Raw genomic sequence first — 25,234 nt, 5'->3', positions numbered from 1 at the left:
CTGGCTTACAAATCCACGCCCGCGGCGATGGCTTCCAGCTTCCGGATGCGTTCCTTGAGATCCGCCACCTCGATCCGCGTGGCGGTCGATGGCGGCGCGGTTTCATCCGTCCGCCGCGCCAGTTCCGCGCGCTTGAGGTCTAGCCAGCCGTTCCAGCCCCGCAGGGTGGTCATGGCGACGATGACGAGTCCCGACAAACCCGCCACCGCCAATGTCAGAGTGATAAGGGGGTCCTGCATATTGTCCTCCCTAAGCTTCTCGCGTCAGTCGCGGTTCCTGAGCTTGTCGAATTCCCGCTCCAGCGCGGTGGAGCTGTCGGTCGCCAGCCGTTCCAGCACGGCGACGCGGTCCTTGAGCGCCTTCACCTCCGCCTGCAGCCGTTCCGCTTCCGGATCGGGGCCGCGGGACGCGAAGTCTTCGCCCTTGTGCCGGCGCACGACGCCATATTTGGCGCGGACGACGCTGGCGATGGCGGTGATCGCGACGATCGCGACGACCATTTCGAACGGATTCATCTGTCTGTCTCCCTTGCTCCGTCCCGGCGCGCCCAAGGCGGCAACCGGTGCGGCGCTTTCAGCTTTTCGTTTTCATGAAGCCGCGCAGCCTGGTTTCGACCGGCGCCGCTATCGGTTCGATGAACGGCGTTCCCCTTACCGATCAGCGCAGGCTGTCGATCTCGTCCGCCAGGCGGGTGTTGCGGCTGGTATAATAGGTTTCGATGTCGGCCAGACGGCGGTCGATGTCGCGGAACTTGGACCGCACATCGCGGGTGGAGCGCGCCGGATTGGTGCGCACGCCCTGCCAGAATTTCTCGTCGTCCCGGTCGGCATAAAGGCCCACCGGCTTGTTCTCGGCAAAATAGGCGACGACGAAATAAGCGATCAGCGTCCAGGGAAAGGCTCCCATCAGCGTCACCAGCACCGCGCCGACCCGGACCCACAGCACGTCGATCCCCGTATAGTCGGCAATGCCGGCGCAGACGCCCATCCATTTGCCGTTCTGCTTGTCGAGATAGAATTTGGTGCGACGGGCAACCATCTCAGTTCCTCCTGTCGGGATTTTGGCGTTCGGGATATTGACGGTCGAATTCATAGCCATCGTCCTGCGACGGCCGGGCGGGGCGGAAATCGGGATTGTCGGCGGCGACGATCCGTTCGACCGTCTGCAACCGCTCCTCCAGCCGCCGGGCGAGCAGATGAAGATCGTCCAGCAATTTCTCGTCCTCATCGGTGATCTTGGGCGCCTGCTTCCACTTGGTGACATAGTGGAAGATCAGCCAGGGCATGCCGATGAACAGCATGCCGCAGATCATGATGGGCAGGAACACGTCCTCCATGCGTCACTCTCCCTTTTGCATGCTGGCCTTGAGCGCGGCGAGTTCGGCATCGACCTTGTCGGACGCCTTCAGCTCGGCAATCTCTTCCTCCAGCGTCTTGGGCTGCTGGCCCAAAGTTACGGCGTCGGCGCGGCCTTCGGCCATGTCCACGCGGCGCTCCAGCATGTCGAAGCGGGCGAAGGCGTCATTCACCTTTTCACCGGCATAGGCTTCGCGGACGCGCAGCCGATTCTGGGCGCTTTCCATGCGCGTCACAAGGCTGTTCTGGCGGGCGCGGGCCTCGCGCAGCTTGGCCTGGAGCTTGGCGATATCCTCTTCCGAGGCATGCAGCGATTCATCCAGCACCTCGATCTCATGGGAAAGCTGCTCGGCCATGTCGGCCGCCTTCTGCTTTTCGACCAGCGCGGCCTTGGCAAGATCCTCGCGATCCTTGCTGAGCGCGAGCTGGGCCTTTTCGGTCCAGCTATCCTGCAGGCCCTGCAGCTTGGCGATATGGCGCCGCATTTCCTTCTGGTCGGCAATGGTGCGGGCGGCGGAGGCGCGCACCTCGACCAGAGTCTCCTCCATTTCGAGGATGATCATGCGGATCATCTTCGCCGGGTCTTCCGCCTTGTCGAGCAGGTCGGTGACATTGGCGGCGATGATGTCGCGGGTGCGGGAGAAAATACCCATTTGAACTTCACTCCTGGTACGAACTATTGGGCCGGGGCGGATGAGAGGGGGCATTTCCGCCCCGGCCGGTGGGGCGGGCCTTACGCCAGATAGCGCAGGGCCGCGGGGCAATCATGGTTCGCGAGCAGGGGCACTTCGCTGGCACGGGCCGGGCCGACCGCCGAAAGGATCAGGGTCGATCCGAACAGGACGGAGGCGATGGCGACGGACAGGAACTGGCCAATTTCGCGAACGCTGTTGCTTTGCTTTTCCATGATGAACTCCTGAACCTTGGCCTTCGTTGATGTGCCGCTTGATGGGTCAGCGGCTTCGCATTCCAGCTTTGCAGAAGCCGTGCCAATTTTTGGAAATGGCGGAATCGCGCGGGTTTTTACAGTTGTCCAAGAATAGCTCTTGCCGAAAGGTGGGAAATTTCACCATAAGTTGGGCATGGAGAAAAATACCCAGTTCGTCGGCCAGTCGCTGGCCTTTCTGGATGCGGTCGAGCAGGCTGGGCGGGCCGCCGAACTCAACCGGCCGATCCTGGTGATCGGGGAGCGCGGGACGGGCAAGGAACTGATCGCGGAGCGCCTCCATCGCCTGTCGCCGCGCTGGGACGAGCCGCTGATCATCATGAACTGCGCCGCCCTGCCCGAAACGCTGATCGAGGCAGAATTGTTCGGCCATGAGCAGGGCGCCTTTACGGGCGCGGCGCGAGCCCGGGCGGGGCGGTTCGAGGAAGCAGATGGCGGGACATTGTTCCTGGACGAGCTGGGCACGCTCTCCATGGCGGCGCAGGAGCGGCTGTTGCGGGTGATCGAATATGGCGAGGTGACGCGGATCGGCGCGTCAAAGCCCATGACCGTGGACGTGCGGATCGTCGCGGCGACCAATGAGGATTTGCCCGCCGCCGCGGATGGCGGGCGATTCCGGCCCGACCTGCTGGACCGGCTGAGTTTCGAGGTGATCACCCTGCCGCCGCTGCGGGCGCGGGAGGGGGATGTCGCGGTGCTGGCCGATCATTTCGGGCGGCGCATGGCGGCGGAGATCGGCTGGCCGCAATGGCCGGGCTTTTCCGCCGCCTGCATGGCCGAGCTGGAGGCGCATGACTGGCCCGGCAATGTGCGCGAGCTGCGCAATGTGGTGGAACGGGCCGTCTATCGCTGGAACGAGTCGGGACGGCCGATCGCGGCGATCGTGTTCGATCCCTTCGCCTCGCCGTGGAAGCCCAAGGCGTTGATGTCCGGGAAGGCGGTGGTCGAAGCTGCGCCCATGGGTTCACCGGCTACAGTAGCGAACGGTCATGACGCGATCACCGACCTCAAATCCGCCGTGGATGCGCATGAGGCGGCGATCGTGCGGGCGGCGCTGGAGCGCTATCGCTACAACCAGCGCGCGACCGCCAAGGGTCTGGGCCTTACCTATGACCAGCTCCGCCATTGCATGAAGAAGCATGGGTTGAGCGCGGGGTAGGCTGACCCCTTATTCCGTCATCCCCGCGAAAGCGGGGATGACGATGGGGGATCAACGCGTCGGCACAGGCTCTGCGCCGGAATAGTCATAGAAGCCCTTGCCCGTCTTGCGGCCAAGCCAGCCCGCCTCGACATATTTCACCAACAGCGGCGCTGGGCGATATTTCGGGTCGCCGGTCGTGTTCTGCAGCACCTTGCAGATTTCCAGACAGGTATCGAGACCGATGAAATCCGCCAGCGTCAGCGGCCCCATCGGATGGTTGAGGCCCAGCATCACGCCCTTGTCGATATCGACCACGCTGCCCACGCCCTCGCCCAGCGCGAAGATCGCTTCGTTGAGCATCGGCAAAAGGATGCGGTTCACCACGAAGCCCGGCGCGTCGAAGGCATGGACCACCTGCTTGCCCAGACTCGCGGCAAAACGCTCCACCGCCGCCACGGTTTCAGCGCTGGTGGCAAGGCCGCGGATGACCTCGACCAACGCCATCACCGGCACGGGATTGAAGAAATGCACGCCCACGAAACGGCCCGCATCCGGCGCCGCCTGCGCCAGCCGGGTGATCGGAATGGAGGAGGTGTTCGACGCCAATATCGCATCGTCCGCCAGCAATGCGCCGACATTGGCGAAGATGGCGCGCTTGATTTCTTCGCGTTCGGTCGCGGCCTCGATCACCAACTGGCAGGCGGCGAGCGGCGCGACTTCGCCCACCGGCGTGATCCGGGCGATGGCGGCGTCGGCGTCAACCTGCGCCAACTTGCCCTTTTCCACCGCCTTGGCGAACTGGCGGATGATGCCGTCGCGGCCCTTTTGCGCGCGGGGCAGGTCGACGTCGGACAGGATCACTTCATAGCCCGCCTGCGCCGCCACCTGCGCGATGCCCGCGCCCATCTGGCCCGCGCCGATCACGCCCACGGTCCGAATATCCGTCATGCTGAAACCCTCCTGCACTGAATCGCCTGCACTGAACTGCTCGTCGCCAGCCCCCGTAGCGCCATGGCAGGCGAGCCGCCAGAGCTTCCGGGCCGGGCGAAAGCGGACGGAAAGCCCCGGACGGTCGGCGGAGCGCTTTTCTTTCGGTCATTTCCGGCTTTGCGCCGCGCCTGCTTGATGGTTAAAAGCCCCGGCATGTCCGTTTCAGACCTGCTGCCCGCGCCGGCGACCGGAAGGTTCATCGCCGCCGTGCATCATTTTCCATTGCGCGTCTATTTCGAGGATACGGATCTGTCCGGTCTCGTCTACCACGCCAATTATCTGCGCTATATGGAACGGGCGCGGTCGGACATGCTGCGCATCGCCGGGATCGACCAGCGCGGCAATCTGGAGGGGGGAGAGGGCGTCTACGCCGTCACCGACCTGCAACTCCACTATCGCCGCCCGGCGAAGCTGGACGATGACCTGATGGTGGCCAGCCGCGTGACGAAAGTCGGCGCGGCTTCATGTTCCATTCATCAGACGGTCATGCGCGATGGGGAAATACTGACCGAAGGCGCCGTTTCCGTCGCCTTCCTGACGCCCCAGGGCCGCCCGCGCCGGCAACCCAAGCCCTGGATCGACATTTTCAGCCGTTTGATGAGAGGGGAAGACATCAACCCATGAGCCTTTCGATGCCCGACGTTGGCCTTGCTGTCGGCACCGCCGCGCAAGCCGCCACCATTTCGCCGCTGGCCCTGTTCCTTCAGGCCGACATCGTCGTGAAGGTGGTGATGCTGGGCCTGCTGCTGGCCAGCATCTGGACCTGGGCGATGATCATCGGCTTCAGCTTCACCTTGCGGAAAGCGAGCAAGCAAAGCCACGCCTTCGAACAGGATTTCTGGAAGGCGGAGGATATAGACCGCTTCTACGAGGCGCGGGGCAAAGCCGAATTCCCCGCCGCCAAGGTGATGGCCGCGGGCGTCACCGAATGGCGCCGGTCGACCGCGCAGAAGGTGATCGACCGCGAGGGCACGCGTGACCGCCTCTCCACCGCCATGACCAGCACCATCGGCGCGGAAGTCGACCGGCTGTCGGATCGGCTGAACATCCTGGCCACCATCGGGTCGGTCGCCCCCTTCGTCGGGCTGTTCGGCACGGTCTGGGGGATCATGCGGGCCTTCACCAGCATCGCGGCGGAGCAGAACAGCTCACTCGCGGTGGTGGCGCCGGGCATTGCGGAGGCGCTGTTCGCCACCGCCATCGGCCTGTTCGCGGCGATCCCGGCGGTGATCGCCTACAACCGCTTCAGCCATGGCATCAACCGGATGGAGTCCGGGCTGACGCGCTTTGCCGACAATTTCTATTCGACGCTGAGCCGCGAGCTGGAGGCGCAGCGGTGACGATGTTGTCCTTCAACACCGTCATCCCAGCGGAAGCTGGGATCTCAGGCCGGATAGGGCGGCGCTTGAGGCACGAGATCCCAGCTTCCGCTGGGATGACGGAGGGGCGGTTATAATGGCCATGTCCAGTCCTCCATCCGGTCGCCGGGGCCGCCATCGCGCGCCCATGGCGGACATCAACGTCACGCCGCTGGTCGACGTCATGCTGGTACTGCTGATCATCTTCATGGTGACGGCGCCGCTGCTGGTGACGGGCGTGCCGGTGAACCTGCCCGAAACCCGCGCCAAGGGGCTGGATCAGGATCAGAAGCCCACCGTCGTCTCCATCGACCGCGACGGCGGCGTCTTCATCGACGATGCGCAGATCAGCGATGCCGAACTGCCGGATCGGCTGGCCGAGATCATGTCCGCCAATGCGGGCAAGGACGCGCCGCCGCAGATCTTCCTGCGCGCCGACAAGGGGCTGGATTATGGCCGGGTGATGCTGGTCATGGGCGAGCTGAACCGGGCGGGGCTGAACAAGGTCGCGCTGGTCAGCACCGGCACCGAGGACGGGTCCGCTGTCAGCAGCGGTTCAGAATAGGGGCCATAGGTCTTGCCCATGGATCGCGCGGAGAAAATCGGCCTTGGCGTGGCGACGGCGGGACATGTCCTGCTGTTCGGCCTGCTCTCGTCCGGCTTTCTGGCCACCCCCAATCCCCTGAAGCTCAATTCACCGCCGATGGACGTCAGCCTGGTGGACGAGGTGGCGCTGAAGTCGATGGCCCCGCAGGTCTCGACCCAGCCGCCCCCGCCCAGCGTCGCGCCGGAACAAGGCCCGACCGAGGAGGCCGCGCCCGCGCCGGAACCCGAACCGGCGCCGCAGCCCGAGCCGACCCCCATGCCGCCTGCGCCCAGGCCCGCACCGCCCAAGCCGGTGGCGCAGCCCGCTCCGCCCAAGCCCGCCCCCGCGCCGCCGAAAAAGGATGTGCCGGCCGCCAAGCCCAAGCCAAAACCGGCTGCTGAAAAGCCCAAACCCGCTGCCGCCCTCCCCACTAAGGCATCGCAAAAGCCAGCGGCCAAGCCGGCGCCCAATGCGCCTGCCCGCGCTTCGGGTCAGGGCAAGACGGACAAGCCCAAGGGATCGCTGCTGGGCAAGGATTTCCTCAAGGGCATCAATGCGGAGGACGACGCCCCGCGCAAGCCCGCGCCGCCGCCCGCCGCCGCCATGGGACCGGCGCAGAAGGCCGCGCTGGACGCGGAAATCCGCCGTCAGCTCAAGCCCTATTGGAAATCCCCGAGCGGGGCTGACATCGAACAGCTCCGCACCTTCGTCGACGTGCAGCTTTCCCGCGACGGCTCGCTCGCGGGGCAGCCGCAGGTCGTCAACACCACTGGCATCACCGCCAGCAACCGGACGCAGGTGACGCTGCACCAGGAACTGGCGGTGAAGGCGATCCGCCTGGCCGCGCCTTTCAAGCTGCCGCCCGATCTTTATGATGGCTGGAAATCCCTCCGCATCTCCTTCGACAAGAGGCTATCGCAATGACCCCACCCTTCAGGACAGGAAAGGCTCGGGCCGCATTTGGGGCCACGCTGGGGGCGCTGCTGCTGGCGCTCGCGCCCGCCGTTTCGGCGCAGCTCAGCGTCGACGTGACGGACGAATCCTCCTCCAACCTCAAGATCGTCGTCCCCGCGCTGCCCGCGCAGGCGGAAGTCTCGACGCCCGCAGGCGGCTCGACCGAACTGGGCCGCAAGATCGCGGAAGTGATCGCCGCCGACCTCAAGGGGTCGGGCCTGTTCGATCCCTCCGGCCCCAACGGCATCCCGACCATCGCCTTTCCCGAAGTCACCAGCCCAGCCTATGACAAATGGGGCGCCTATCAGGCGCTGGTGCAGGGTTTCGTGCGCACCACCGGCGGCGAGGCGGACATCACCGTCGGCTGCTATCTCTACGACGTGGCGCTGAAGCAGGAATTGACGCGGCAGGGCTATGTCGTCGCCCCCCGCGACTGGCGCCGGGCCGCGCATAAATGCGCCGACGCCATCTATGCGCGCCTGTCGGGCGAAAGCCCCTTCTTCGACAGCCGCATCGCCTATATCGCGGAGAGCGGCCCCAAGGGGAACCGGACCAAGCGGCTCGCCATCATGGATTCGGACGGCGCGAACCATCGCTTCATCACCAACGGCCAGTCGATCGCGCTGACCCCGCGCTTCTCGCCCGACTATAAGTCGATCGTCTATGTGAGCTACCTGAACAACCGGGTGCGCATCTATGTCTATGACATCGGCACCGGGCGGCAACGGCTGGTGACCGAAAGCAACAACCCGACCTTCGCGCCGCGCTGGTCGCCCGATGGCCGCAACATCCTCTTTTCCATGGCGATCGCGGGTAACACCGACGTCTATCGCGTCGCCGCCGACGGCGGCGCGCCGGTCCGCCTGACCACCGCGCCGGGCATCGATGTCGGCGGCAGCTATTCGCCCGACGGCCGCCAGATCGTGTTCGAAAGCGACCGGTCGGGCAGCCAGCAGGTCTATGTCATGAATGCCGACGGTTCGGGCCAGCGCCGGATCAGCCATGGCGGCGGCCGCTATGCGACGCCCGAATGGAGCCCCCGCGGCGACCTGATCGCCTTCACCAAGATTTCGGGCGACTTCAAGATCGCGGTCATGACGCCCACCGGCGACAATGAGCGCATCCTGACCAATGGCTGGCAAGACGAGCAGCCGAGCTGGTCGCCCAACGGCCGCGTGCTGCAGTTCTTCCGCACCACGCCCGGCCGCGACGGCAACAGCCAGGTGTGGCAGGTCGACCTGACCGGCGTGAACGAGCGGCGGATTCCGACGCCGCTCAGCGGTTCCGACCCGGCCTGGGGTCCCTTGCTGCCCTGATCTGCGTCATAACGGAACCGAATCGTCCTGACTGCGTAACGACTTTTAGAAAATGTTGAGGAGCAACCCGATGAAACTTTCCCGCACCGTGCTGGTGGCGACCGCCATCGTGGCTCTCGCCGCCTGCTCCAAGAAGCCGCCGAAGGAACTGCCGCCTGCCCCCGGCGGCGACACATCGGCTTCCACCGGCCCGGCGGCGCCCTCCGGCCCGGTCAAGGGCAGCCAGGAGGATTTCGTCGCCTCCGTGTCGTCGGACCGCATCCTGTTCGACACCGACCAATATGATGTCGACGCGCAGGACCAGCAGATCCTCCAGAGCCAGGCCGCCTGGCTGCAGCAGAACCCCAATGTGCGCGTGACGATCGAAGGGCATGCCGACGAGCGCGGCACCCGCGACTATAATATTGCGCTGGGCGAACGCCGCGCCAATGCGGCGAAGAACTATCTCGCCTCGCTGGGCATCGACGCGGGCCGCATCACCACCGTCAGCTATGGCAAGGAGCGCCCCGCAGCGCTGGGTTCGGACGAAGCGGCCTGGGCGCAGAACCGCCGCGCTGTGACCGTCACCGTCCAATATTGATCATCTGAAGCTTTTGGGTCGCACCAACGCTTCATGGCCCGCCAGTCGTCCGACCGGCGGGCCTTTTCTTTTCCTGCTGACAATATTGCCAAAATAGGGGATAGGTTTCCCGCAATGTGGGCCGCCTTGGTGGCGTTCCAGAATGAGAGACCTATGGACGGCGAAGAGAAACAGGAAGGCGTCAAGGGCACGCAGACGTTGATGCGCGCGCTCGACATCATGGACGAAGTGATCGACGGGCCGATCCGCGCCGCCGACCTTGCCCGCAAGCTGGGCATGAGCAAGACCACCGCCCACCGGCTGGTGCAGGCGCTGCGGTCCCGCGACTATCTGTCGGTGACGAAGAACGGCTTTGCGCTGGGGCCGAAGCTGTTGCAACTCGGCGTGCTGGCGACCGAGCAGATCGACTATGTCCGCGTCGCCCGGCCGTTCATGGAAGGCCTGTCGGAGCGTACCGGTTTTTGCGTGTTCGTCGGCAAGCGCGAGGGCGACTGGTCCCGCCATCTCGACCGGGTGAACGGCACGCAGCGGCTGCGCGTCTCGACCGCGCCGGGCGACCGCCGCCCGATCGCGGAGACGGGTCTCGGCAAGGCGCTGCTGCTGGACGAGGATGAAGCGGTCTGGGAACGGCTTTATGCCGAAGCCAGGGGTGGCAAGGCGTCCCGCAAGCAGATCGACGCCTATATCAAGGAAATGCGCGAGCATAAGGCGCGCGGGCTGGTGCAGCATGACAGCGAACTGGGCGATGGCGTGCGCTCCATCGCCGTGCCGGTGCGGGAGGCGAAGGGGCAGATCTGCGTCGCCATCAGCATCGCCAGCGCCGCCCATTATCTGACCGACGACATCATCGACAGCCTGGGCGAACAGGTCCGCCGCACCGCCGGGCAAATCAGCGAAGCGGTGGGCTACAGCCGGCGTTAGAGTTCTGGATGTGCAGCGTGCTCCTGCGGAGGCAGGAGCCCAGGCCCGACGGCAGAACTGGGTTCCTGCCTGCGCAGGAACACGGGACGTTTCCATCGAGCTGACGCTCCAAACAAAAAAAGGGCGCGGCGCCATCGGCAGCCGCGCCCGCAGTTGGGGGAAGGGGGTCCCCGTCACATCCGGTAGTTCACCCCGAAGGTGAAGGTCCGGCCGATCCGCGTCTCGAACAGCGTGTCCTGCCGGGTGCTGTCGATATAAAGGCGGTTCTGCTCGTCGGTCAGGTTGGTCGCCTCGACGATCACCTTCAACCGGTCGTTGATGTTGTACGACGCCGAAGCGTCCATGTAGAAGGTCTTGCTATTGCCCTGCAGGTCGCTGCCCGGCGAGGCGGGAATGCCGCGGATGAACTTGTCGCGGAAATTGCCGGTCGTGCGGATGCTGAACTTGTCATCCTCATAATAAAGCGTGGCCGAGGCGGTGTTGGGCGACAGGCCAATCAGATCGTCCTTGGTGCTGACGGTGCAAACGCCGGCGACGCTGGTCAGGCAATAATTGATCTTCGAAACGACATGGGTGTAATTCGCCAGCAGGCCGAAATTGCCCAGGAAACCGTGCAGGAAGTTGAACGGGATCTGGGCGTTGAGCTCAATGCCCTTCAGCGGCCCGCCGGGCGTGTTGACCGGCTGGGAGACGGTGAAGGTTTCGCTCGGCAGGGTGTTGCTGCCCGTCAGCAGCTCGACCGGCAGGCCCAGGTCGGTGAAAAGGACCTGGCTGCTGATCGACTGGATATAGGTCTTGATGTCCTTGTAGAAGAAGGCCGCCGACAGCAGCGCGCCCGGCCGGAAATACCATTCCACCGCCGCGTCGAAGGTGGTCGCGCGGATCGGGTCGAGACCGGGGTTGCTGATGCTGCCGTTGCGGGTGGTCGCGGTGATGGAGCTGGTCGGCGTCAGCAGCGCGAGTTCCGGACGGGACAGCACCTTGGAGGCCGAGAAACGCAGCAGCAGGTTGCGCACCGGCTCGATCACGATATTGGCGGACGGCAGCCAGTCGTCATAGATTTTGTTCGCCGCCTTGAACTGTCCGGCGAGGCCCGTAGGGGAAGTCGCGCTGGAGATGTTGATATAGCCCGACGACCGCATGTCGGTATGGACATAGCGCACGCCGACATCGCCCCGCACGCCGAAGCCGAGCATGTCCTCCAGATCGAACTGCGCCATCAGATAGGCGCTGGCCACTTCCTCCCGCACGCGGCTGTCGCCGCCGCCGCATTCGACGCCACAAAAGCGCACGGAATCGAAGCCGACGGTGCTCGCCCATTTATCCGGATCGATCGCGACCCAGCTTGAGGGCGCGCCATTGCCCCACAGCTTGTCCACGCCTGTGATGGTGGTCGTGATGCCCGCCAGCGTCGTCCCGGCCGGCAGCGCCCGGACCAGCGAGTCCGCCGTATAGGGCCGCAGGAAGGTCGAACGGAAATCATTGCGCCGATACTGGCTGCCCGCCTTGACCTTGAAGGCGTCGCTAACCGTCCAGAGCAGGTTGAGTTCGCTGGTCAGCACATCGGTCTTGTTCTTCGACGGCTTGCCCTGGAAGCTGAAGCCGCCCAGCACCGTGCCGTTGGCCAGCGCGGGCGCATAGTTGAAGCTGGCCGGATCATTCACGTCGATGCCGAAGCCCAGCGTCGGCGTCGTGCCGCCATTGCGGAAATCGATCGAGAAACCATCGGTGTCGATCGCGTCAATGAAGGTCTGGAGCCGCTTCTTGCCGTCCCAGATCGAGCGGTTGAAGCCGATCAGGCCAGTGATCTCCAGCGAATCGCTGAAGCGGTGGCGGAAGTTCAGGTCGGTCTGCTTGAAGGTCGAGACGAAATGATCGACCAACCCTTCCGAGCGGACGTCCACGCCATCGAACAGGCCATAGACCAGCGAGCCGTTTTCATCGAACTCGACATCGCGCACCGACGTCATGGGCTGGCCGAGATTGGCGGCGCTGCGGGCGAAGGAGACGGCAGCGATATAATTGTCGCGGCGGGTCACGTCGAAGCGCGAATAGAGCGCGTCGACCGAGATGTCGGTGTCGTCGTCGGGCTGGAACTGAAGGGTCAGCGATCCGCCGATCCGTTCCTGATTCTGTTCCGAGTTGAGGTAGCGCGGCAGGCGCGGCAGGAAGGCGCCGCTGCCCGCCGTTCCGGAGAGGTCGGCGCGGCGCAGATCCTGGATCGTCTGATAGGCGGCGGTGGTGCTGGTGCGGGGATTGCCGGTGCTGCAATCGGTGGCGGTGACGCCCCTCAACGCGAGCTGGGCCGCCGTCTGACCGGCGGTGTTCGCGGGCGCATAGCCCAGCGGCGAACAGAAGCCGCCATTGCTGTTAGCCGACAATATATCCACCGCCGAATAGCCGACTTCGCGGATATGGCGCTTCTGATAGGCGACGGAGGCCAGGATGCCGAAGCGGCCATCGTCGAATTTCTTGGAAAGTAGTTCGGCACCAGCCTTTGGCTGACCCCCTTAACTGAAACTGGTCGGGCTGCGCTCCGCGCGATATTATGTCGACGTCGTCAGCACGGAGGTTGCTTTTTGCTATGGTGCTGGAGAGCCCGTAAAGTAGTTTGGACCCGGGGCGCCTCGATCACCCCCATTGGCGCCAGGGAGCAGCCATGTTCCTGGAGCGCGTTCCTTAGAGTTCTTTTCGGTGAGGTCCCCACGCTGGCGGCACTGGTGAGAGGAGAGTCTCGATGGAGATCATGCACGAACGTGTCGCTGGTCTGGATGTACACAAAGCGATGATCGTGGGCTGTGTACGCCTGGCGTCGGAGGGCAAGACAAGCCGGGAATGCCAGTCCTTCGAGACCACGACGGCGGGCCTGTCGTCCTTGCTGGCGTGGCTGACGGACTCAGGCTGTAGCCATGTCGCGATGGAGGCGACCGGGGTCTACTGGAAGCCGGTGTGGAATATCCTGAGCGAGGGCCCCTTCGATCTGATCCTGGCCAATGCCGCGCACATCAAGAATGTTCCGGGCCGCAAGACCGACGTCAATGACGCGACCTGGATTGCCGATCTGGTCGCCTGTGGCCTGATCCGGGCGAGCTTCGTTCCCGACCAGGCGACGCAGGAGCTGCGTTCGCTGATGCGCATGCGCAAGCAGCTGATCCAGGAGCAGACCCGCCACACCCAGCGGATCCAGAAGACGTTGGAAGAGGCCAATATCAAACTGGATTCGGTAATCAGCGACATCATGGGCGTGTCGGGCCGCCGGATGATCGAAGCGATGATCGCCGGGATCCGCAATCCGGCCAGGCTGGCGGCCCTGGCCGATGGACGGGTCAAGGCCACTCCCAAACATCTGTATGATGCGCTGCATGGGCGGCTGACCGATCATCACTGTTTCATGCTCAGGCTCTACCTCGAGCAGTATGACGCGCTGGACAAGGCGATCATCGAGATCGATCGGGCAGTTGATGCCGCAATCGCTGCCATGGACCAGCAGGTGGCGCCCGGGCGAGCCACCTTTCGATCCCTGATCCATCTTCTCAACACGATGCCGGGCATCAGCACCCTGTCGGCCACCAGCATCCTGGCGGAAACCGGCACCGACATGAGCCGCTTTGCCACCGCCGGGCATTTTGTCGCCTGGGCCGGGCTGTGTCCGGGGCAGAATGAGAGCGCCGGCAAGCGCAAATCCTCGCACCTGCGCAAGGGCGGGCGCTGGCTCAAGACCGTGCTGGTCCAATGCGCCTGGTCTGCCGTGAAAAAGAAAGACAGCTATTACAAGGCGCAGTTCAACCGCTTGCGCAGCCGGCGGGGTCCCAAGAAAGCGATCTGTGCGGTCGCCGCCGCCATGCTCACCGCGATCTGGCACATGCTCACAAACGGCGTCGTACATCAGGATCTTGGCATCGACCACTTCGACCGTCGCTCCGCCGAATGCAAAGCCAGGCGTCTGGTCGCCCAGCTCACCAAGCTTGGCTTCCAGGTCGAGCTTCAACCAATCGCAGAGGCCCCATGATCCACAGACAATCGGTTTTGTTTCTCCTTAGCAGCGAGGCGCGCGGATCGACCTGCTTCGACAATTCGCCGTAAACGCCGCGCGCGGTGGCGGCGAGGACGAAATCTTCCTTCTGGTCGAGCGGCTTGGGCGCGGAGAGGTCGACCGTCGCGCCCAGCGATCCTTCCTCCACGTCGGCGGAGGGGGTTTTGCGCACCGACAGGGCCGAGAAGATTTCGGTCGGGAACACGTTGAAGTCGAAGCTGCGGCCATTATTGCCCGCGCCGTAAATGTCGGACGATCCGGTCTGCGACGTGCCTTCCATGCCGTTGATGCGGACGCGGGTGAACCCGGCACCCAAGCCGCGGACGGAGATGTTGCGTCCTTCGCCGCCATCGCCGCGGGCCAGCGCCACGCCGGGCACGCGCTGCATCGATTCGGCAAGGTTGGAATCGGGGAATTTGCCGATATCTTCCGCCACGATCGAATCGACCGCCGCCGCTTCCCGCCGCTTCATGCTGAGGGCATTGTTGAGCGAGGCGCGGAAACCGGTGACGACGATGTCCGCCGCCTGATTCTGATCCTGGGCAGCATCGGCCGCCTGGGTCTGGGCAAAGGCCGGCGCGACGAAAAGCAGGGCCGATGCCAATGCAACGGCCGAAACCTGATGACGGAAAGCGGGATTCGAATCACGATCCGGCATAAATCCTCCCCATTTTTAAGCCCTTATGGGCTCCCCGTTAATATTCCACTATATGGAACTACATTCCATAATATTGCATCTTCCGGGGGATTGCTATCATTAATTACCATATGACCAAAGGTTCCACATAATGGGTCTTTTATATCACAGTCCCATGCCGATGCCGCGCAAACTGGCGGCGCAAAGGGGTTGACGGATTTATTTATCCCTATATTTGGATCATGGGTTTAATAAATGGGATCAAATATATGATCCTCCGTTCCGATTCATATCGCTTCGCTGCCACTGCACGGGCAGCCCCGGGGGAGCGCGCCGCACCGATGCGCTCCCCCGCTTCCCTCGTTCATGCGACAGGCCGGCCATGGCCATAGCGGCAACGCTCGCGCTCATGCTGAGCGGCCCAGCGCCCGTGGCGGCGTTGCGTTTCGACCTGAGGCCCGGCAGCGCGGAACGGCAGCGCGTCTATGCCAAAGGCGGCCATGGCATGGAGCCGAACGCGACAGAGCGGGATTGGCTTTTCTCGGTCGCGCTGCCGGAGGGCAATTATCGCGTGACATTGCGCCTGGGCGACCGGCGCGCTGCGGGCAGCACCAGCGTCAAGGCGGAGGCGCGGCGGCTGATGCTGCGCAACGTCGCGACGCGCCGGGGAAAGTTCGTGGAGCGGAGCTTCCTGGTCAATATCCGCACGCCATTGCTGCCTCCGCCGCCCGCCAATGCGCCCGGCGGGCGGGCGGTGCGGCTGACGCCTGGCGATCTCAACGAATTCACCTGGGACGAAAAGCTGACGCTGGAATTTCTCGGCAGGCCTCAGGTCGCTTCGGTCGAGATTGCGCCGGTCGAGGCGCCGACGCTCTTTCTGGCGGGCGATTCCACCGTCACCGACCAATTTGCCGAACCCGCCGCAAGCTGGGGGCAGATGCTGCCCGCCATGCTGGACGATGGCATAGCGGTCGCCAATCACGCCAAATCGGGCGCGACGCTCAAATCCTTCCTCACCGATCTGCGCTTCGACAAGCTGCTGTCGACCATGAAGCCGGGCGACTGGCTGTTCATCCAGTTCGGCCATAACGACCAGAAGCAGGAATGGCCGCAGACTCATGTGGCCCCGGACACCACCTATCCCGCCTATCTGCGCGCCTATATTGCCGAGGCGCGGCGGCGCGGCGCGCATCCGGTGCTGGTGACATCGCCCGAACGGCGCAACTTCGACGCGAACGGCAGGATCGAAGATACGTTAGGCCCTTATGCGGCGGCGATGCGCAAAGTTGCGGCGGCAGAAGGCGTGCCCCTGATCGACCTGCATGCCGATAGCCGGACGATCTACGAAGCGCTGGGGCCGGAGGTCGCCCCGACCGCCTTCAACGACGGCGGCAAGGACAGGACTCACCATAATGATTATGGCGCCTGGTTGCTGGCAAGCGCCGTGGCGGAGCGCATCCGCACGCAGATTCCCGAGCTGGCGCGCCATGTGACGGTCCCCGCTTTCCAGCCCGGCAAACCGCCCACGGCAACCGATGTCGCCATCGTTCCCAGCCTGATCCACAGCGATCAGCGCCCAGCGGGCAATTGAACCGATGCGCCTCAGCCGCCGCGATATGACCTTTGGTTTGGGGAGCCTGGCAATCGGCACGCCGCTTTTCCCGGTGGCGGCGCTCCCCTTCCCCGGCCATGCGGCGCGGCGCTTCGACGTGCGCGATCTTGGCGCGCGGGGCGATGGCGTGGCGGTGGACAGCGGCGCGATCAACACCGCCATAGAAGCCGCGTCCCAGGCGGGCGGCGGCACCGTCATCCTGCCGCGCGGTCGCTATCTCTGTTTCTCGATCCGCCTGAAAAGCCGCGTCACGCTGTCGCTCGGCAAAGGCGCGGTGATCGAAGCGGCCGATCCGGCTCGTCATGCCGGGCGTTATGACCTGCCCGAAGCGGGCATCGATCAACTCTATCAGGATTTCGGCCATAGCCATTGGCGCAACAGCCTGATCTGGGGCGACGATGTGGCGGAGGTGGCGATCCTCGGACCCGGCCTGATCCATGGCCTCGGCCTCACCCGCGACGGGCCGGGGGCGCGCTGGAAAAGACAAGCGGGCGAGCGACCGCTGTCCATGCAGGGCATGAGCGCCGCCGAAATCGGCCGTCTGGAACCCGATGCCGCCGCGATGCAGGGGTTGGGCAACAAGGCCATTGCTTTCAAAAATGGCCGCGCCATTCACCTCTCCGGCTTCACCGTCCTGAAAGGCGGCCATTTCGCGCTCCTCGCCACCGGCACGCGGGGGCTGCGCATCGACGGTCTCACCATCGACACCGAACGCGACGGCATCGACCTCGACTGCGTGCGCGACGTGGTGGTGGAGCGGTGCCGGGTCAACACGCCCAATGACGACGCCATCGTCGTCAAGAGCAGCCATGCGCTGGGGAAAGCCGTCGCGGTGCAGGACATCCTCATCCGCGACTGCGACGTGTCGGGCTATGACATGGGATCGCTGGTCGACGGCACGCGCCGCGCGACGCAGCAGATTGCGCCCGACCGCGATCGCGTGACCGGCCGCATCAAGCTGGGCACAGAGAGCAATGGCGGCTATCGCAATGTGCGGATCGAGGATTGCCGCTTCACCCGCTGCCGGGGGCTGGCGCTGGAGACGGTGGACGGCGGCGTCATGGAGAATGTGGTCGCCCGGCGCCTGACCATGCGCGACGTCACCACGGCGCCGATCTTCCTGCGCCTCGGTCATCGCGGGCGCGGGCCGGAGGGGACAGGCGTCGGCGCGATCCGTCATGTCGAGATCAGCGAAGTGGACGCGCGCGGCATCGACCATCGCTTTCCCGCCGCGATTGCGGGCCTGCCCGGCCATCGCATCGCGGACGTGACGCTGCGCGACATCCATCTGGTCTATCGCGGCGGCGGCACGGTGGCGGACGCGGCGCGGCGCCCGGCGGAGCTGCCCGACGCCTATCCCGAACCCAGCATGTTCGGCGTGCTGCCAAGCTGGGCGCTGTGGGCGCGCCATGTGGAAGGGCTGAGGGTCGATCGATTGACCGCAGAGACGCTGACGCCCGATCAGCGCCCACCCTTCGCCTTTGACGACATGCCCAGGCTGAGCATCACCCACACGCCGTTATGGCGCAGCTAGCGCCGTGCTCACAATTCCCACCCACGCTTAGCATTTGACGAATATATGGGACGATGTTACCAAATATAGGTCTTCAGTTCCATAATATGGTCCAATAGGGAAGCCTGATGTCGATCCACGCCTTCAAAATGCAGCTAAAGCCCGGCGTGATCGAGGAATATCGGCAGCGCCATGATGCGATCTGGCCCGAACTCTCGGCCCTGCTGACCGAGTCGGGCATTTACGACTATTCCATCTTCCTGGACGAACAGACGCTGAGCCTGTTCGCGGTGTTGAAGCTGCGGGAGGATAACCGCCGCGACAGCCTGCCCGGCCATCCGGTCATGCAGCGCTGGTGGGACTATATGGCGCCGCTGATGGAGGTGCAGCCCGGCAACCAGCCCCGGGAATGGCCGCTTCCCCTGCTGTTCCATCTGGATTGAGCGGTCCATCGTGCGCGCCCTGATCGCCGCCCTGCTCCTTGGCTCCGCGTTCGCCGCGCCCCTGTCAGCGCAGCAGGCAAGGCCCACCGCCAATCTGGCCGCCCCGGTCAAGAGCTTCGGCCGCGTCTCCTATGATGCGCGCTCGCTGATGATCGATGGCAAGCGGCTGATCGTCTGGAGCGGTGAGTTCCACCCCTTCCGCCTGCCCTCGCCCGACCTGTGGCGCGACATATTGCAGAAGATGAAGGCGACCGGCTTCAACACCGTCGCCCTTTATTTCGACTGGGGCTATCACAGCCCGAAACAGGGCGTTTACGACTTTTCCGGCCTTCGCGATCTCGACCGCCTGCTGACCATGGCGGAGGAGGAAGGACTCTACGTCATCACCCGCGCCGGTCCCTATGTGAATGCGGAGCTGTCGCGCGGCGGCTTTCCCGGCTGGCTGGTCAACCAGCGCGCCCGCGCTCGCACCGACGATCCCGATTATCTGGCGGCGGTGGACGAGTGGCTCAGCCAGGTCAACGCCATCGTCGCGCGCCACCAGATCAACGGCGATGGGAAGGGGCATGAGGGCAGCGTCATCCTGCACCAGATCGAGAATGAGCTGGCGCTGACCACTCCGGCGCAGCGGCGCTATATGGACCATCTCTACGCCAGGGCGCGGGCGGACGGCATCACCATCCCGCTGTTCCACAATGATCAGGGCCGCAACGGATATTGGGTGCCGGAAAGCGACCCAAAAACCCCAAGAGTCGAGAAGGTCGTCCACGGCCCGAACGACATGTACGCGTTCGACGGCTATCCCGGCGGCACCTGCACGGTGGACGGCAAGCCGACGCGGGACGTGGCGGCGCCCGATTGGGGTTTCTACGGCCCCGGCGGCGCGAAGGGCGGCGCCTCCGCCTCGCCCGACACGCCCGGTTTCCTGGCGGAGTTCGGCGGCGGCTGGTTCGATTATTGGGGATCGAACGGCGGCTATGAATGCAATGCCATCCAGCGCGGCAAGCGGTTCCAGCGGGTCTTCTACGGCACCAACCTCGCCAACGGCATCGGCATCCAGAGCTTCTACATGACCTATGGCGGCACGAGCTGGGGCTGGTTGCCGGCCCCGGTGGTGTTCACCAGCTACGATTATGGTTCCGCCATCTCCGAACCGCGCGAGCTGCGCGAGAAGGCGATGGAGATGAAGCAGTTGGGCGGCCTGATCGCCTCCGTGCCGGACCTTGCGGGCATGGTTCCTGCCGGGCCGGTGGAGATTTCATCGCCCGGCATCCAAATCTATCACAACCGGAATCCGGAGACGGACGCGCGTTTCCTGATGGTGACGCACAAGCCGTCGAACGGGCAGACGAGCGATGCTTTCCGCTTCACCGCCGACCTGCCGGATGGGCGCTATAGCGTGCCGATGCAGCTCAATGGCTTCGATGCGAAGTGGCTGGTGGCGGGTGTGACGCTAGGCGGGCAGCGGCTGGCCTATTCGACTTCGGAGTTGCAGTCCGCGCAAACCCTATACCGTCATCCCCGCGAAGGCGGGAATGACGGAAATGAGGCGGGCGACCTGATCCTGCTCTATGGCCGCGCCGGGGAGCCGGGGGAGACGGTGCTGCGCTATGCCACCGCGCCCAAGGTGACGGTGGTCGAGGGCCAAGCCAGCAGCGCCTTCGACGCGGCGAAGGGCGACCTCAAACTCAGCTACGCCCATCAAGGCCGCACCGTGGTGCGGATCGAGGGCGGTGGTCGTCCGCCGCTGACCCTGATCCTCGCGGATGAAGCGGAAGGCGCGCATTATTGGCGCGAAGGCGATGTGCTTGTGCGCGGTCCGGCTTTGGTCCGCTCCGCCGTCGCCAAGGGCGGCACGCTGGCGCTGACCGGCGACACCGCGACCCAAAGCCCGCTTGAAATCTGGGCGTCGCAAGCAATCCGCTCCATCACATGGAATGGCGCCAAGGTCGCGGCCAAGGCCACCGCTTCAGGCAGCCTTGCCGCTATTCAGCCGCTCGCCGGACCTGCCGACTTCGCCCTGCCCACGCTGACCGACTGGCGCTTCGCCAAGGGTTCGCCGGAAGCCGAGCCCGCCTTCGACGACAGCCAGTGGCAGGCGATCGACAACCGTGCCTATGCCAGCATCACCGCCCGTCCCGACGGCCAACCCAACATGTCGATGGACGCATACGGCTTCCATGACGGCGACGTCTGGTATCGCGGCCGCTTCACCGGCACGCCGGACGCCAAGACGCTCTCGCTTCATTATGGCGCGGGCGGTTCGGGACTGATGCAGGCCTGGGTCGACGGCCAGTTTCTGGGAGAAGCCGAAACCCCCGGCGGCCTGCCGCGCCCCATCACCACCGGCACGGCGCGCTTCGCTCTGCCCACGGAAGCGCAGAGCGGCGAGCATGTGCTTTCCATCATGGTCCGCAACAACGGCCATAATTGGGACCTGGATTCCGACGATTTCCACAAGGAAGCGCGCGGCCTGATCTCCGCCTCGCTGGAAGCCCCCGGCGGCCACAGCTTCGCCATTTCCATAAAGTGGAAGATTCAGGGCAAGCAGGGCGGCGAAACCCTGCCCGACCCGGCACGCGGCCCCGCGAACAATGGCGGCCAATATGGCGAACGCATGGGCTGGCACCTCCCCGCCTTCAACGACGGCGGCTGGGCGAAGGCGTCCGTCCCCGCAGCGCAGACCGACGCCGGAACCAACTGGTACCGCACCAGCTTCGCGCTCAACGTGCCCAAGGGGCAGGATGCCACCATCGGCCTGTCCTTCGGTGACGCCACGACGCCGCGCTCGCCGGTCCGTTACCGCGCACTCATCTTCGTCAACGGCTGGAACATGGGCCAGTTCATCGCCCATGTCGGCCCGCAGCGCACTTTCCCCATCCCCGAAGGCATCCTCAACCATCGGGGTCCAAACCATATCGCGCTCGCCGTCACGTCCGACGGTGCGCCGGGCGACGCGCTCGAAACCGTGCGCCTCGTCACCCTTCGCAACGTCAAGGGGGGGCTACCCGTCCGGCAGGTCGCCGCGCCCACCGCCCCCGCCCAACTCATCAAGCAGGAGAAATAATCGTGGCCGCCCTCAATCATGATGTCCCGCGCCAACAGGTGGTCGAGGCCATCGACCGGCTGATGGACAATCTCGTCAACATCAAGGACGAGACCGGGGAATTCCTGCTCCATCTGGAGGATGGCCGGATCATCGACACCAAGGGCTGGGCCGGTTGGGAATGGACCCATGGCGTCGGCCTGTTCGGCATGTGGCGCTATTATGAGCAGACCGGCGACCAGAAGGCGCTCACCATCATCAAGCAGTGGTTCGAGGACCGCTTTGCCGAGGGCACGCCGACCAAGAATATCAACACCATGGCGCCCTTCATCACGCTCGCCTACCTCCATGAGCATGAGCCGGACCCGCGCTACATCCCCTATCTGGATAGCTGGGCAGAATGGCTGATGGCGCCCGACGGCCTGCCCAAGACCGAGGAGGGCGGCTTCCAGCATATCGTCTATAATGACGAGAATCCGGGCGAGATGTGGGACGACACGCTGATGATGTCGGTCCTGCCGCTCGCCAAGATCGGCCTGCTGCTGAACCGTCCCGCCTATGTCGAGGAAGCCAAGCGGCAGTTCCTCATCCACATCAAATATCTGTTCGACAGGAAGACGGGCCTGTGGTTCCACGGCTGGGACTTTAACGGCCGCCACAATTTTGCCGAAGCGCTGTGGGCGCGCGGCAATTGCTGGGTGACGATCGCGATACCCGAGATCATCGAGATCCTTGACCTGCCCGAAGGCGACTTCTTCCGCACCTTCCTGATCGACACGCTCGCCGCTCAGGTGAAGACGCTGGCCGAGACGCAGGACGCGGAAACCGGCCTGTGGCACACGCTGATCGTCGATCCGACCAGCTATCTGGAAGCCTCCGCCACCGCCGGTTTCGCCTATGGCATATTGAAGGCCGTGCGGAAGGGCTATCTGCCCCGTCACTATGAGGAAGTCGGGATCAAGGCGGTGCGGGGCGTCCTGGCCAATATCGACGAGACGGGCGAACTCCAGCAGGTCAGCTTCGGCACGGCGATGGGCGACACGCAGCAATTCTACAAGGACATTGCGCTGACCTCGATGCCCTATGGCCAGAGCCTTGCCATCTGCGCGCTGGGCGAGTTTCTGCGCAGCTATATCTGACGCATGCCAGGCTTGGGCGGCGGCCGGAATGGAAGGACGGCCGCCGCCCAGGACATTATGATGAAGGCGGAGGAGCCGAAATTGTCTGAACCAGCCCGCGCCGCAAGCCGCCCGGTCCGCCTGCGCAATTATCTGGCCTATGGCTCCAACGACGTGCTGGGCGCGGGGTCGATGGCGGTGATTTCCGGCTGGGTGCTGATCTTCTACACCCAGTTTTGCGGGCTGACGGCGGGGCAGGCGGCGACGATCTTCGCCGTGGCGCGCATTCTGGACGCCTTTGCGTCGCCCATGATCGGCTATATTTCCGATCATTTCGGCGGCACTTGGCTCGGCCGCAAGTTCGGCCGCCGCCGCTTCTTCATCCTCGCCGCCATTCCGTTGCTGCCCAGCTTCGCCCTCATGTGGCTGCCGGGGCAGAGCTTTTTTTATTATCTCGTCAGCTATGTGCTGTTCGAGCTGGTCTATGCGATGGAGATCATCCCGTTCGAGACGCTCGCCGCCGAGATGTCGACCGGCTACCGCACCAAGGCGAAGTTCGCCGGATCGCGCATCCTCTTCGGGCAGGCCTCCGCCATTCTTGCCGGTTTCCTGCCGCTCTGGCTGATCAATGCGCTGGGGCGGGACAGCGCGGACACCTTCTTCTACATGGGCCTGATCTTCGCCGCGCTGTTCATGGTGACGGCGGGCATGCTGTATCTCTTCAGTTGGGAACGGCATATGCCGGGTTCCGCCGAAGCCGCACCCACGGCCAGAACGGGCGGCGCAGGGCAGGCGTTGAAGGCGCTTTACCGCAACCTTTTCTCCACCATGCGCATCCGCGCCTTCCGCCTGCACCTGGGCATGTATCTGGGCGGCTATATCAGCCAGGACATTTTCAACGCCGCCTTCACCTTCTTCGTGATCTTCGCGCTCGCCGGGTCCACCGCCATCGCCTCCGGGCTGCTGGGCACCATGTATATCGTGCAGTTCGCGGCGGTGATCATCGCCATCAACCTGGCGCTACGCTCCTCCCCCAGCCGCGCCTATCAGATCGCCGCCGCCTGTTTCGCGGCAGGGGCGCTGACGCTGATCGGGCTTTGGGCCATGGGCATTCCGGCGAGCAGCAGCATGATCTGGCTGCCGATCATACTGGCGGGGCTTGGCCGGGGGGCGCTCAACTATATCCCCTGGGCGACCTATAATTACATGGCCGACGTGGACGAGATCGTCACCGGCCAGCGTCGCGAGGGCAGCTTCGCGGGCGTCATGACCTTCGTGCGCAAGGCGACGCAGGCCGCCGCCGTCGCGGGCGTGGGCTTCATCATGCAGGCGGGCGGCTTCGTGTCCGGCGCGCAGGTGCAGAGCGAGAGCGCGATCCGCACCATCGCTCTGCTGCTGGGCGTGGGCACGGTCGGCATGCTGGGCTTCGGCATCGTCATTTCGACGCGCTTCCGCCTCAGCCCCTTCACCCATGACGTGCTGATGCGCGAGATCGAGCATCTGCGCGGTGGAGCCGTCCAGCCGACCACCCCAGAGGCGGGCGCGATTGTCGAGGATCTGTCCGGCTGGCGCTACGACCAGCTTTGGGGGAAGAACCCGGTGGCCGGGGCGGCGGCGTGATCGCTCCCCTCCTGCTGATGGCCGCCGCGTCGAGCGGCCCGGTCGCGCCCAAGCCGCTGTTCCGCGACCCGGTGCATGACGGCGCCGCCGACGCCTCCACCGTGCGCGACCGCAAAAGCGGCGAGTGGGTGATCTTCTACACCAACCGCCGCGTCGACCTGCCCATGGGGGACGCCCAGGACGCCCGCTGGGTCCATGGCACCGCCATCGGCATGGCGCGGTCGAAGGACGGGGTGCGCTGGCGCTATGCGGGCACGGCGGACATTCCGAAAAGCTGCACCGGCGACACGCTCTGGGCGCCGGACGTGCAATGGTTCGAAGGCCGGTGGCATATGTGGCTGACGGTCGTGCCGGGCGTCTTCCGCGACTGGAACGCGCCGCGCTTCATCGTGCATCTGACCAGCCCGGACCTGAAGAGATGGCGCTGCGGCGAGCGGCTCGACCTCGGCTCCGACCGGGTGATCGACGCCAGCGTGATCGCGCTGCCCCAAGGCGGCTACAGTCTCTTCTTCAACGACGAGCGGATGAACAAGGCGATCCGCACCGCCGACAGCAGCGACCTGATTCACTGGCGGGTCAAGGACCGGTTGACCGACACGCCGGGCGAGGGGCCCAAGGCGTTTCGCTGGAAGGGGCGGTGGTGGCTGATCTCCGACGCCTGGAAGGGGCTGCTCGTCATGCGCTCCGACGATGGCGAGCATTGGACCCGGCAGGCCGACATGATCCTCGCCAAGCCCGGCGTCCATCCGACCGACCGGGCCAAGGGCCAGCATCCCGACATCATCGTCGCGGGAGATCGCGCCTACATCATCTACTTCGTCCATCAGGAGGGCGAGGATGCGGCGAGGGCAAAACCGGACTGGCGCCGCCGCAGCCTACTCCAGATCGCGGAACTTGAGGAAAGGGACGGCATCGTCACGGTCGACCGCGATGCGCCGACGCGGGTGGAGTTGCTGCCCTGATCCTGGGCTTTGAGGGATGGCGGTTTGGGGTGGTGAGCGACCCGCCTGCTTTGCTTGAAGTACATCGTGCTCCTGCGAAGGCAGGAGCCCAGTCCCGCCCTCC

The 25,234-nt window shown here is 64.8% G+C and carries 23 protein-coding genes and 2 pseudogenes; 16 read left to right on the top strand and 9 right to left on the bottom strand.

From position 1 onward, the window contains the following. Nucleotides 1-5: 5 nt before the first annotated feature. The 6 genes from HUK72_RS12935 to HUK72_RS12910 all read right to left on the bottom strand — a co-directional run bounded on the left by HUK72_RS12935 (nt 6) and on the right by HUK72_RS12910 (nt 2,262). Entirely contained in the window at nt 6-239 is a 234-nt protein-coding gene (locus HUK72_RS12935; RefSeq protein WP_176597129.1) for a hypothetical protein, read from the bottom strand. 24 nt (nt 240-263) lie between these two features. Beyond that, complete coding sequence (locus tag HUK72_RS12930; RefSeq protein WP_176597128.1) at nt 264-515, bottom strand: hypothetical protein; 252 nt, start codon at nt 513-515, stop codon at nt 264-266. A gap of 142 nt (nt 516-657) precedes the next feature. Beyond that, the gene (pspC, locus tag HUK72_RS12925; RefSeq protein ID WP_176597127.1) at nt 658-1,038 is read right to left on the bottom strand and encodes an envelope stress response membrane protein PspC; all 381 of its coding nucleotides are present in this window, start codon (nt 1,036-1,038) and stop codon (nt 658-660) included. Between the two features lies 1 nt (nt 1,039). Then, nucleotides 1,040-1,336 (bottom strand): envelope stress response membrane protein PspB, encoded by a 297-nt coding sequence (gene pspB, locus HUK72_RS12920; protein WP_176597126.1) that lies wholly within the window; start codon nt 1,334-1,336, stop codon nt 1,040-1,042. Between the two features lie 3 nt (nt 1,337-1,339). After that, on the bottom strand, nt 1,340-2,008 hold the full coding sequence (gene pspA / locus HUK72_RS12915) for a phage shock protein PspA (protein WP_176597125.1): 669 nt from the start codon (nt 2,006-2,008) through the stop codon (nt 1,340-1,342). 80 nt (nt 2,009-2,088) lie between these two features. After that, on the bottom strand, nt 2,089-2,262 hold the full coding sequence (locus tag HUK72_RS12910; protein WP_176597124.1) for a hypothetical protein: 174 nt from the start codon (nt 2,260-2,262) through the stop codon (nt 2,089-2,091). A gap of 175 nt (nt 2,263-2,437) precedes the next feature. Between HUK72_RS12910 and pspF the strand changes: the two genes are divergently transcribed. Continuing rightward, the gene (gene pspF, locus HUK72_RS12905) at nt 2,438-3,460 is read left to right on the top strand and encodes a phage shock protein operon transcriptional activator (protein ID WP_176597123.1); all 1,023 of its coding nucleotides are present in this window, start codon (nt 2,438-2,440) and stop codon (nt 3,458-3,460) included. A 51-nt stretch (nt 3,461-3,511) separates the two neighbouring features. Here pspF and HUK72_RS12900 read toward each other — a convergent pair whose 3' ends face one another. After that, nucleotides 3,512-4,390 (bottom strand): 3-hydroxybutyryl-CoA dehydrogenase, encoded by an 879-nt coding sequence (locus HUK72_RS12900; protein WP_176597122.1) that lies wholly within the window; start codon nt 4,388-4,390, stop codon nt 3,512-3,514. Nucleotides 4,391-4,585: 195 nt separating this feature from the next. Between HUK72_RS12900 and HUK72_RS12895 the strand changes: the two genes are divergently transcribed. The 7 genes from HUK72_RS12895 (at nt 4,586) to HUK72_RS12865 (ending at nt 10,147) form a co-directional block, all read left to right on the top strand. Beyond that, nucleotides 4,586-5,056 carry a YbgC/FadM family acyl-CoA thioesterase gene (locus HUK72_RS12895; protein ID WP_255325710.1) on the top strand — a complete coding sequence of 157 codons (471 nt, stop codon included), beginning with the start codon at nt 4,586-4,588 and terminating at the stop codon, nt 5,054-5,056. Then, the gene (gene tolQ, locus HUK72_RS12890; RefSeq protein ID WP_176597121.1) at nt 5,053-5,772 is read left to right on the top strand and encodes a protein TolQ; all 720 of its coding nucleotides are present in this window, start codon (nt 5,053-5,055) and stop codon (nt 5,770-5,772) included. Before HUK72_RS12895 ends, tolQ begins: the two co-directional genes overlap by 4 nt. A gap of 115 nt (nt 5,773-5,887) precedes the next feature. Then, the gene (gene tolR, locus HUK72_RS12885) at nt 5,888-6,355 is read left to right on the top strand and encodes a protein TolR (RefSeq protein WP_176597120.1); all 468 of its coding nucleotides are present in this window, start codon (nt 5,888-5,890) and stop codon (nt 6,353-6,355) included. A gap of 18 nt (nt 6,356-6,373) precedes the next feature. Continuing rightward, nucleotides 6,374-7,300: a cell envelope biogenesis protein TolA gene (locus HUK72_RS12880; protein WP_176597847.1), complete on the top strand. Its 927-nt coding sequence runs from the start codon at nt 6,374-6,376 to the stop codon at nt 7,298-7,300. After that, on the top strand, nt 7,297-8,646 hold the full coding sequence (gene tolB / locus HUK72_RS12875) for a Tol-Pal system beta propeller repeat protein TolB (RefSeq protein ID WP_176597119.1): 1,350 nt from the start codon (nt 7,297-7,299) through the stop codon (nt 8,644-8,646). Before HUK72_RS12880 ends, tolB begins: the two co-directional genes overlap by 4 nt. 70 nt (nt 8,647-8,716) lie before the next feature. Then, nucleotides 8,717-9,226 (top strand): peptidoglycan-associated lipoprotein Pal, encoded by a 510-nt coding sequence (gene pal, locus HUK72_RS12870; RefSeq protein WP_176597118.1) that lies wholly within the window; start codon nt 8,717-8,719, stop codon nt 9,224-9,226. Nucleotides 9,227-9,379: 153 nt separating this feature from the next. Beyond that, the gene (locus tag HUK72_RS12865) at nt 9,380-10,147 is read left to right on the top strand and encodes an IclR family transcriptional regulator (protein ID WP_176597117.1); all 768 of its coding nucleotides are present in this window, start codon (nt 9,380-9,382) and stop codon (nt 10,145-10,147) included. A gap of 173 nt (nt 10,148-10,320) precedes the next feature. Here the strand turns inward: HUK72_RS12865 and HUK72_RS12860 are convergent. Then, nucleotides 10,321-12,630, bottom strand: a pseudogene (locus HUK72_RS12860) (TonB-dependent receptor); the annotation flags it as partial. A gap of 254 nt (nt 12,631-12,884) precedes the next feature. On the opposite strand from HUK72_RS12860, the gene HUK72_RS12855 reads away from it, so the two are divergent. Then, the gene (locus HUK72_RS12855; RefSeq protein ID WP_176591635.1) at nt 12,885-14,156 is read left to right on the top strand and encodes an IS110 family transposase; all 1,272 of its coding nucleotides are present in this window, start codon (nt 12,885-12,887) and stop codon (nt 14,154-14,156) included. A 16-nt stretch (nt 14,157-14,172) separates the two neighbouring features. Here the strand turns inward: HUK72_RS12855 and HUK72_RS12850 are convergent. After that, nucleotides 14,173-14,838: pseudogene (locus HUK72_RS12850) on the bottom strand (TonB-dependent receptor plug domain-containing protein); the annotation flags it as partial. A 361-nt stretch (nt 14,839-15,199) separates the two neighbouring features. On the opposite strand from HUK72_RS12850, the gene HUK72_RS12845 reads away from it, so the two are divergent. From HUK72_RS12845 to HUK72_RS12815, 7 genes are all read left to right on the top strand, one after another. Beyond that, on the top strand, nt 15,200-16,408 hold the full coding sequence (locus HUK72_RS12845) for a rhamnogalacturonan acetylesterase (RefSeq protein ID WP_176597116.1): 1,209 nt from the start codon (nt 15,200-15,202) through the stop codon (nt 16,406-16,408). A 25-nt stretch (nt 16,409-16,433) separates the two neighbouring features. Continuing rightward, nucleotides 16,434-17,963 carry a glycoside hydrolase family 28 protein gene (locus HUK72_RS12840; protein WP_176597115.1) on the top strand — a complete coding sequence of 510 codons (1,530 nt, stop codon included), beginning with the start codon at nt 16,434-16,436 and terminating at the stop codon, nt 17,961-17,963. A gap of 107 nt (nt 17,964-18,070) precedes the next feature. Further along, entirely contained in the window at nt 18,071-18,385 is a 315-nt protein-coding gene (locus HUK72_RS12835) for an L-rhamnose mutarotase (protein WP_176597114.1), read from the top strand. A gap of 10 nt (nt 18,386-18,395) precedes the next feature. Then, nucleotides 18,396-21,452: a beta-galactosidase gene (locus HUK72_RS12830; RefSeq protein ID WP_176597113.1), complete on the top strand. Its 3,057-nt coding sequence runs from the start codon at nt 18,396-18,398 to the stop codon at nt 21,450-21,452. Nucleotides 21,453-21,454: 2 nt separating this feature from the next. Further along, nucleotides 21,455-22,570 (top strand): glycoside hydrolase family 88 protein, encoded by a 1,116-nt coding sequence (locus HUK72_RS12825; RefSeq protein WP_176597112.1) that lies wholly within the window; start codon nt 21,455-21,457, stop codon nt 22,568-22,570. 81 nt (nt 22,571-22,651) lie between these two features. Beyond that, the gene (locus HUK72_RS12820; protein ID WP_176597111.1) at nt 22,652-24,169 is read left to right on the top strand and encodes an MFS transporter; all 1,518 of its coding nucleotides are present in this window, start codon (nt 22,652-22,654) and stop codon (nt 24,167-24,169) included. Continuing rightward, the gene (locus tag HUK72_RS12815; RefSeq protein ID WP_176597110.1) at nt 24,166-25,131 is read left to right on the top strand and encodes a glycoside hydrolase family 43; all 966 of its coding nucleotides are present in this window, start codon (nt 24,166-24,168) and stop codon (nt 25,129-25,131) included. The genes HUK72_RS12820 and HUK72_RS12815 overlap by 4 nt, the downstream gene beginning before the upstream one ends. The last annotated feature ends 103 nt before the right edge of the window (nt 25,132-25,234 follow it).

The organism is Sphingobium sp. 15-1, from assembly GCF_013375535.1.
Taxonomy (GTDB): Bacteria; Pseudomonadota; Alphaproteobacteria; order Sphingomonadales; family Sphingomonadaceae; genus Sphingobium; species Sphingobium aromaticivastans.
This window is presented reverse-complemented; position numbering and strand designations above follow the sequence as displayed.

Coding starts and splice junctions, on each gene's coding strand:
- HUK72_RS12880 (WP_176597847.1), top strand. CDS start 6,374: ATGGATCGCGCGGAGAAAATCGGCCTTGGCGTGGCGACGGCGGGACAT.
- pspA (WP_176597125.1), bottom strand. CDS start 2,008: ATGGGTATTTTCTCCCGCACCCGCGACATCATCGCCGCCAATGTCACC.
- pal (WP_176597118.1), top strand. CDS start 8,717: ATGAAACTTTCCCGCACCGTGCTGGTGGCGACCGCCATCGTGGCTCTC.
- tolR (WP_176597120.1), top strand. CDS start 5,888: ATGGCCATGTCCAGTCCTCCATCCGGTCGCCGGGGCCGCCATCGCGCG.
- HUK72_RS12865 (WP_176597117.1), top strand. CDS start 9,380: ATGGACGGCGAAGAGAAACAGGAAGGCGTCAAGGGCACGCAGACGTTG.
- tolB (WP_176597119.1), top strand. CDS start 7,297: ATGACCCCACCCTTCAGGACAGGAAAGGCTCGGGCCGCATTTGGGGCC.
- HUK72_RS12840 (WP_176597115.1), top strand. CDS start 16,434: ATGACCTTTGGTTTGGGGAGCCTGGCAATCGGCACGCCGCTTTTCCCG.
- HUK72_RS12900 (WP_176597122.1), bottom strand. CDS start 4,390: ATGACGGATATTCGGACCGTGGGCGTGATCGGCGCGGGCCAGATGGGC.
- pspC (WP_176597127.1), bottom strand. CDS start 1,038: ATGGTTGCCCGTCGCACCAAATTCTATCTCGACAAGCAGAACGGCAAA.
- tolQ (WP_176597121.1), top strand. CDS start 5,053: ATGAGCCTTTCGATGCCCGACGTTGGCCTTGCTGTCGGCACCGCCGCG.
- pspB (WP_176597126.1), bottom strand. CDS start 1,336: ATGGAGGACGTGTTCCTGCCCATCATGATCTGCGGCATGCTGTTCATC.
- HUK72_RS12835 (WP_176597114.1), top strand. CDS start 18,071: ATGTCGATCCACGCCTTCAAAATGCAGCTAAAGCCCGGCGTGATCGAG.
- HUK72_RS12930 (WP_176597128.1), bottom strand. CDS start 515: ATGAATCCGTTCGAAATGGTCGTCGCGATCGTCGCGATCACCGCCATC.
- HUK72_RS12910 (WP_176597124.1), bottom strand. CDS start 2,262: ATGGAAAAGCAAAGCAACAGCGTTCGCGAAATTGGCCAGTTCCTGTCC.
- pspF (WP_176597123.1), top strand. CDS start 2,438: ATGGAGAAAAATACCCAGTTCGTCGGCCAGTCGCTGGCCTTTCTGGAT.
- HUK72_RS12845 (WP_176597116.1), top strand. CDS start 15,200: ATGGCCATAGCGGCAACGCTCGCGCTCATGCTGAGCGGCCCAGCGCCC.
- HUK72_RS12855 (WP_176591635.1), top strand. CDS start 12,885: ATGGAGATCATGCACGAACGTGTCGCTGGTCTGGATGTACACAAAGCG.
- HUK72_RS12895 (WP_255325710.1), top strand. CDS start 4,586: ATGTCCGTTTCAGACCTGCTGCCCGCGCCGGCGACCGGAAGGTTCATC.
- HUK72_RS12935 (WP_176597129.1), bottom strand. CDS start 239: ATGCAGGACCCCCTTATCACTCTGACATTGGCGGTGGCGGGTTTGTCG.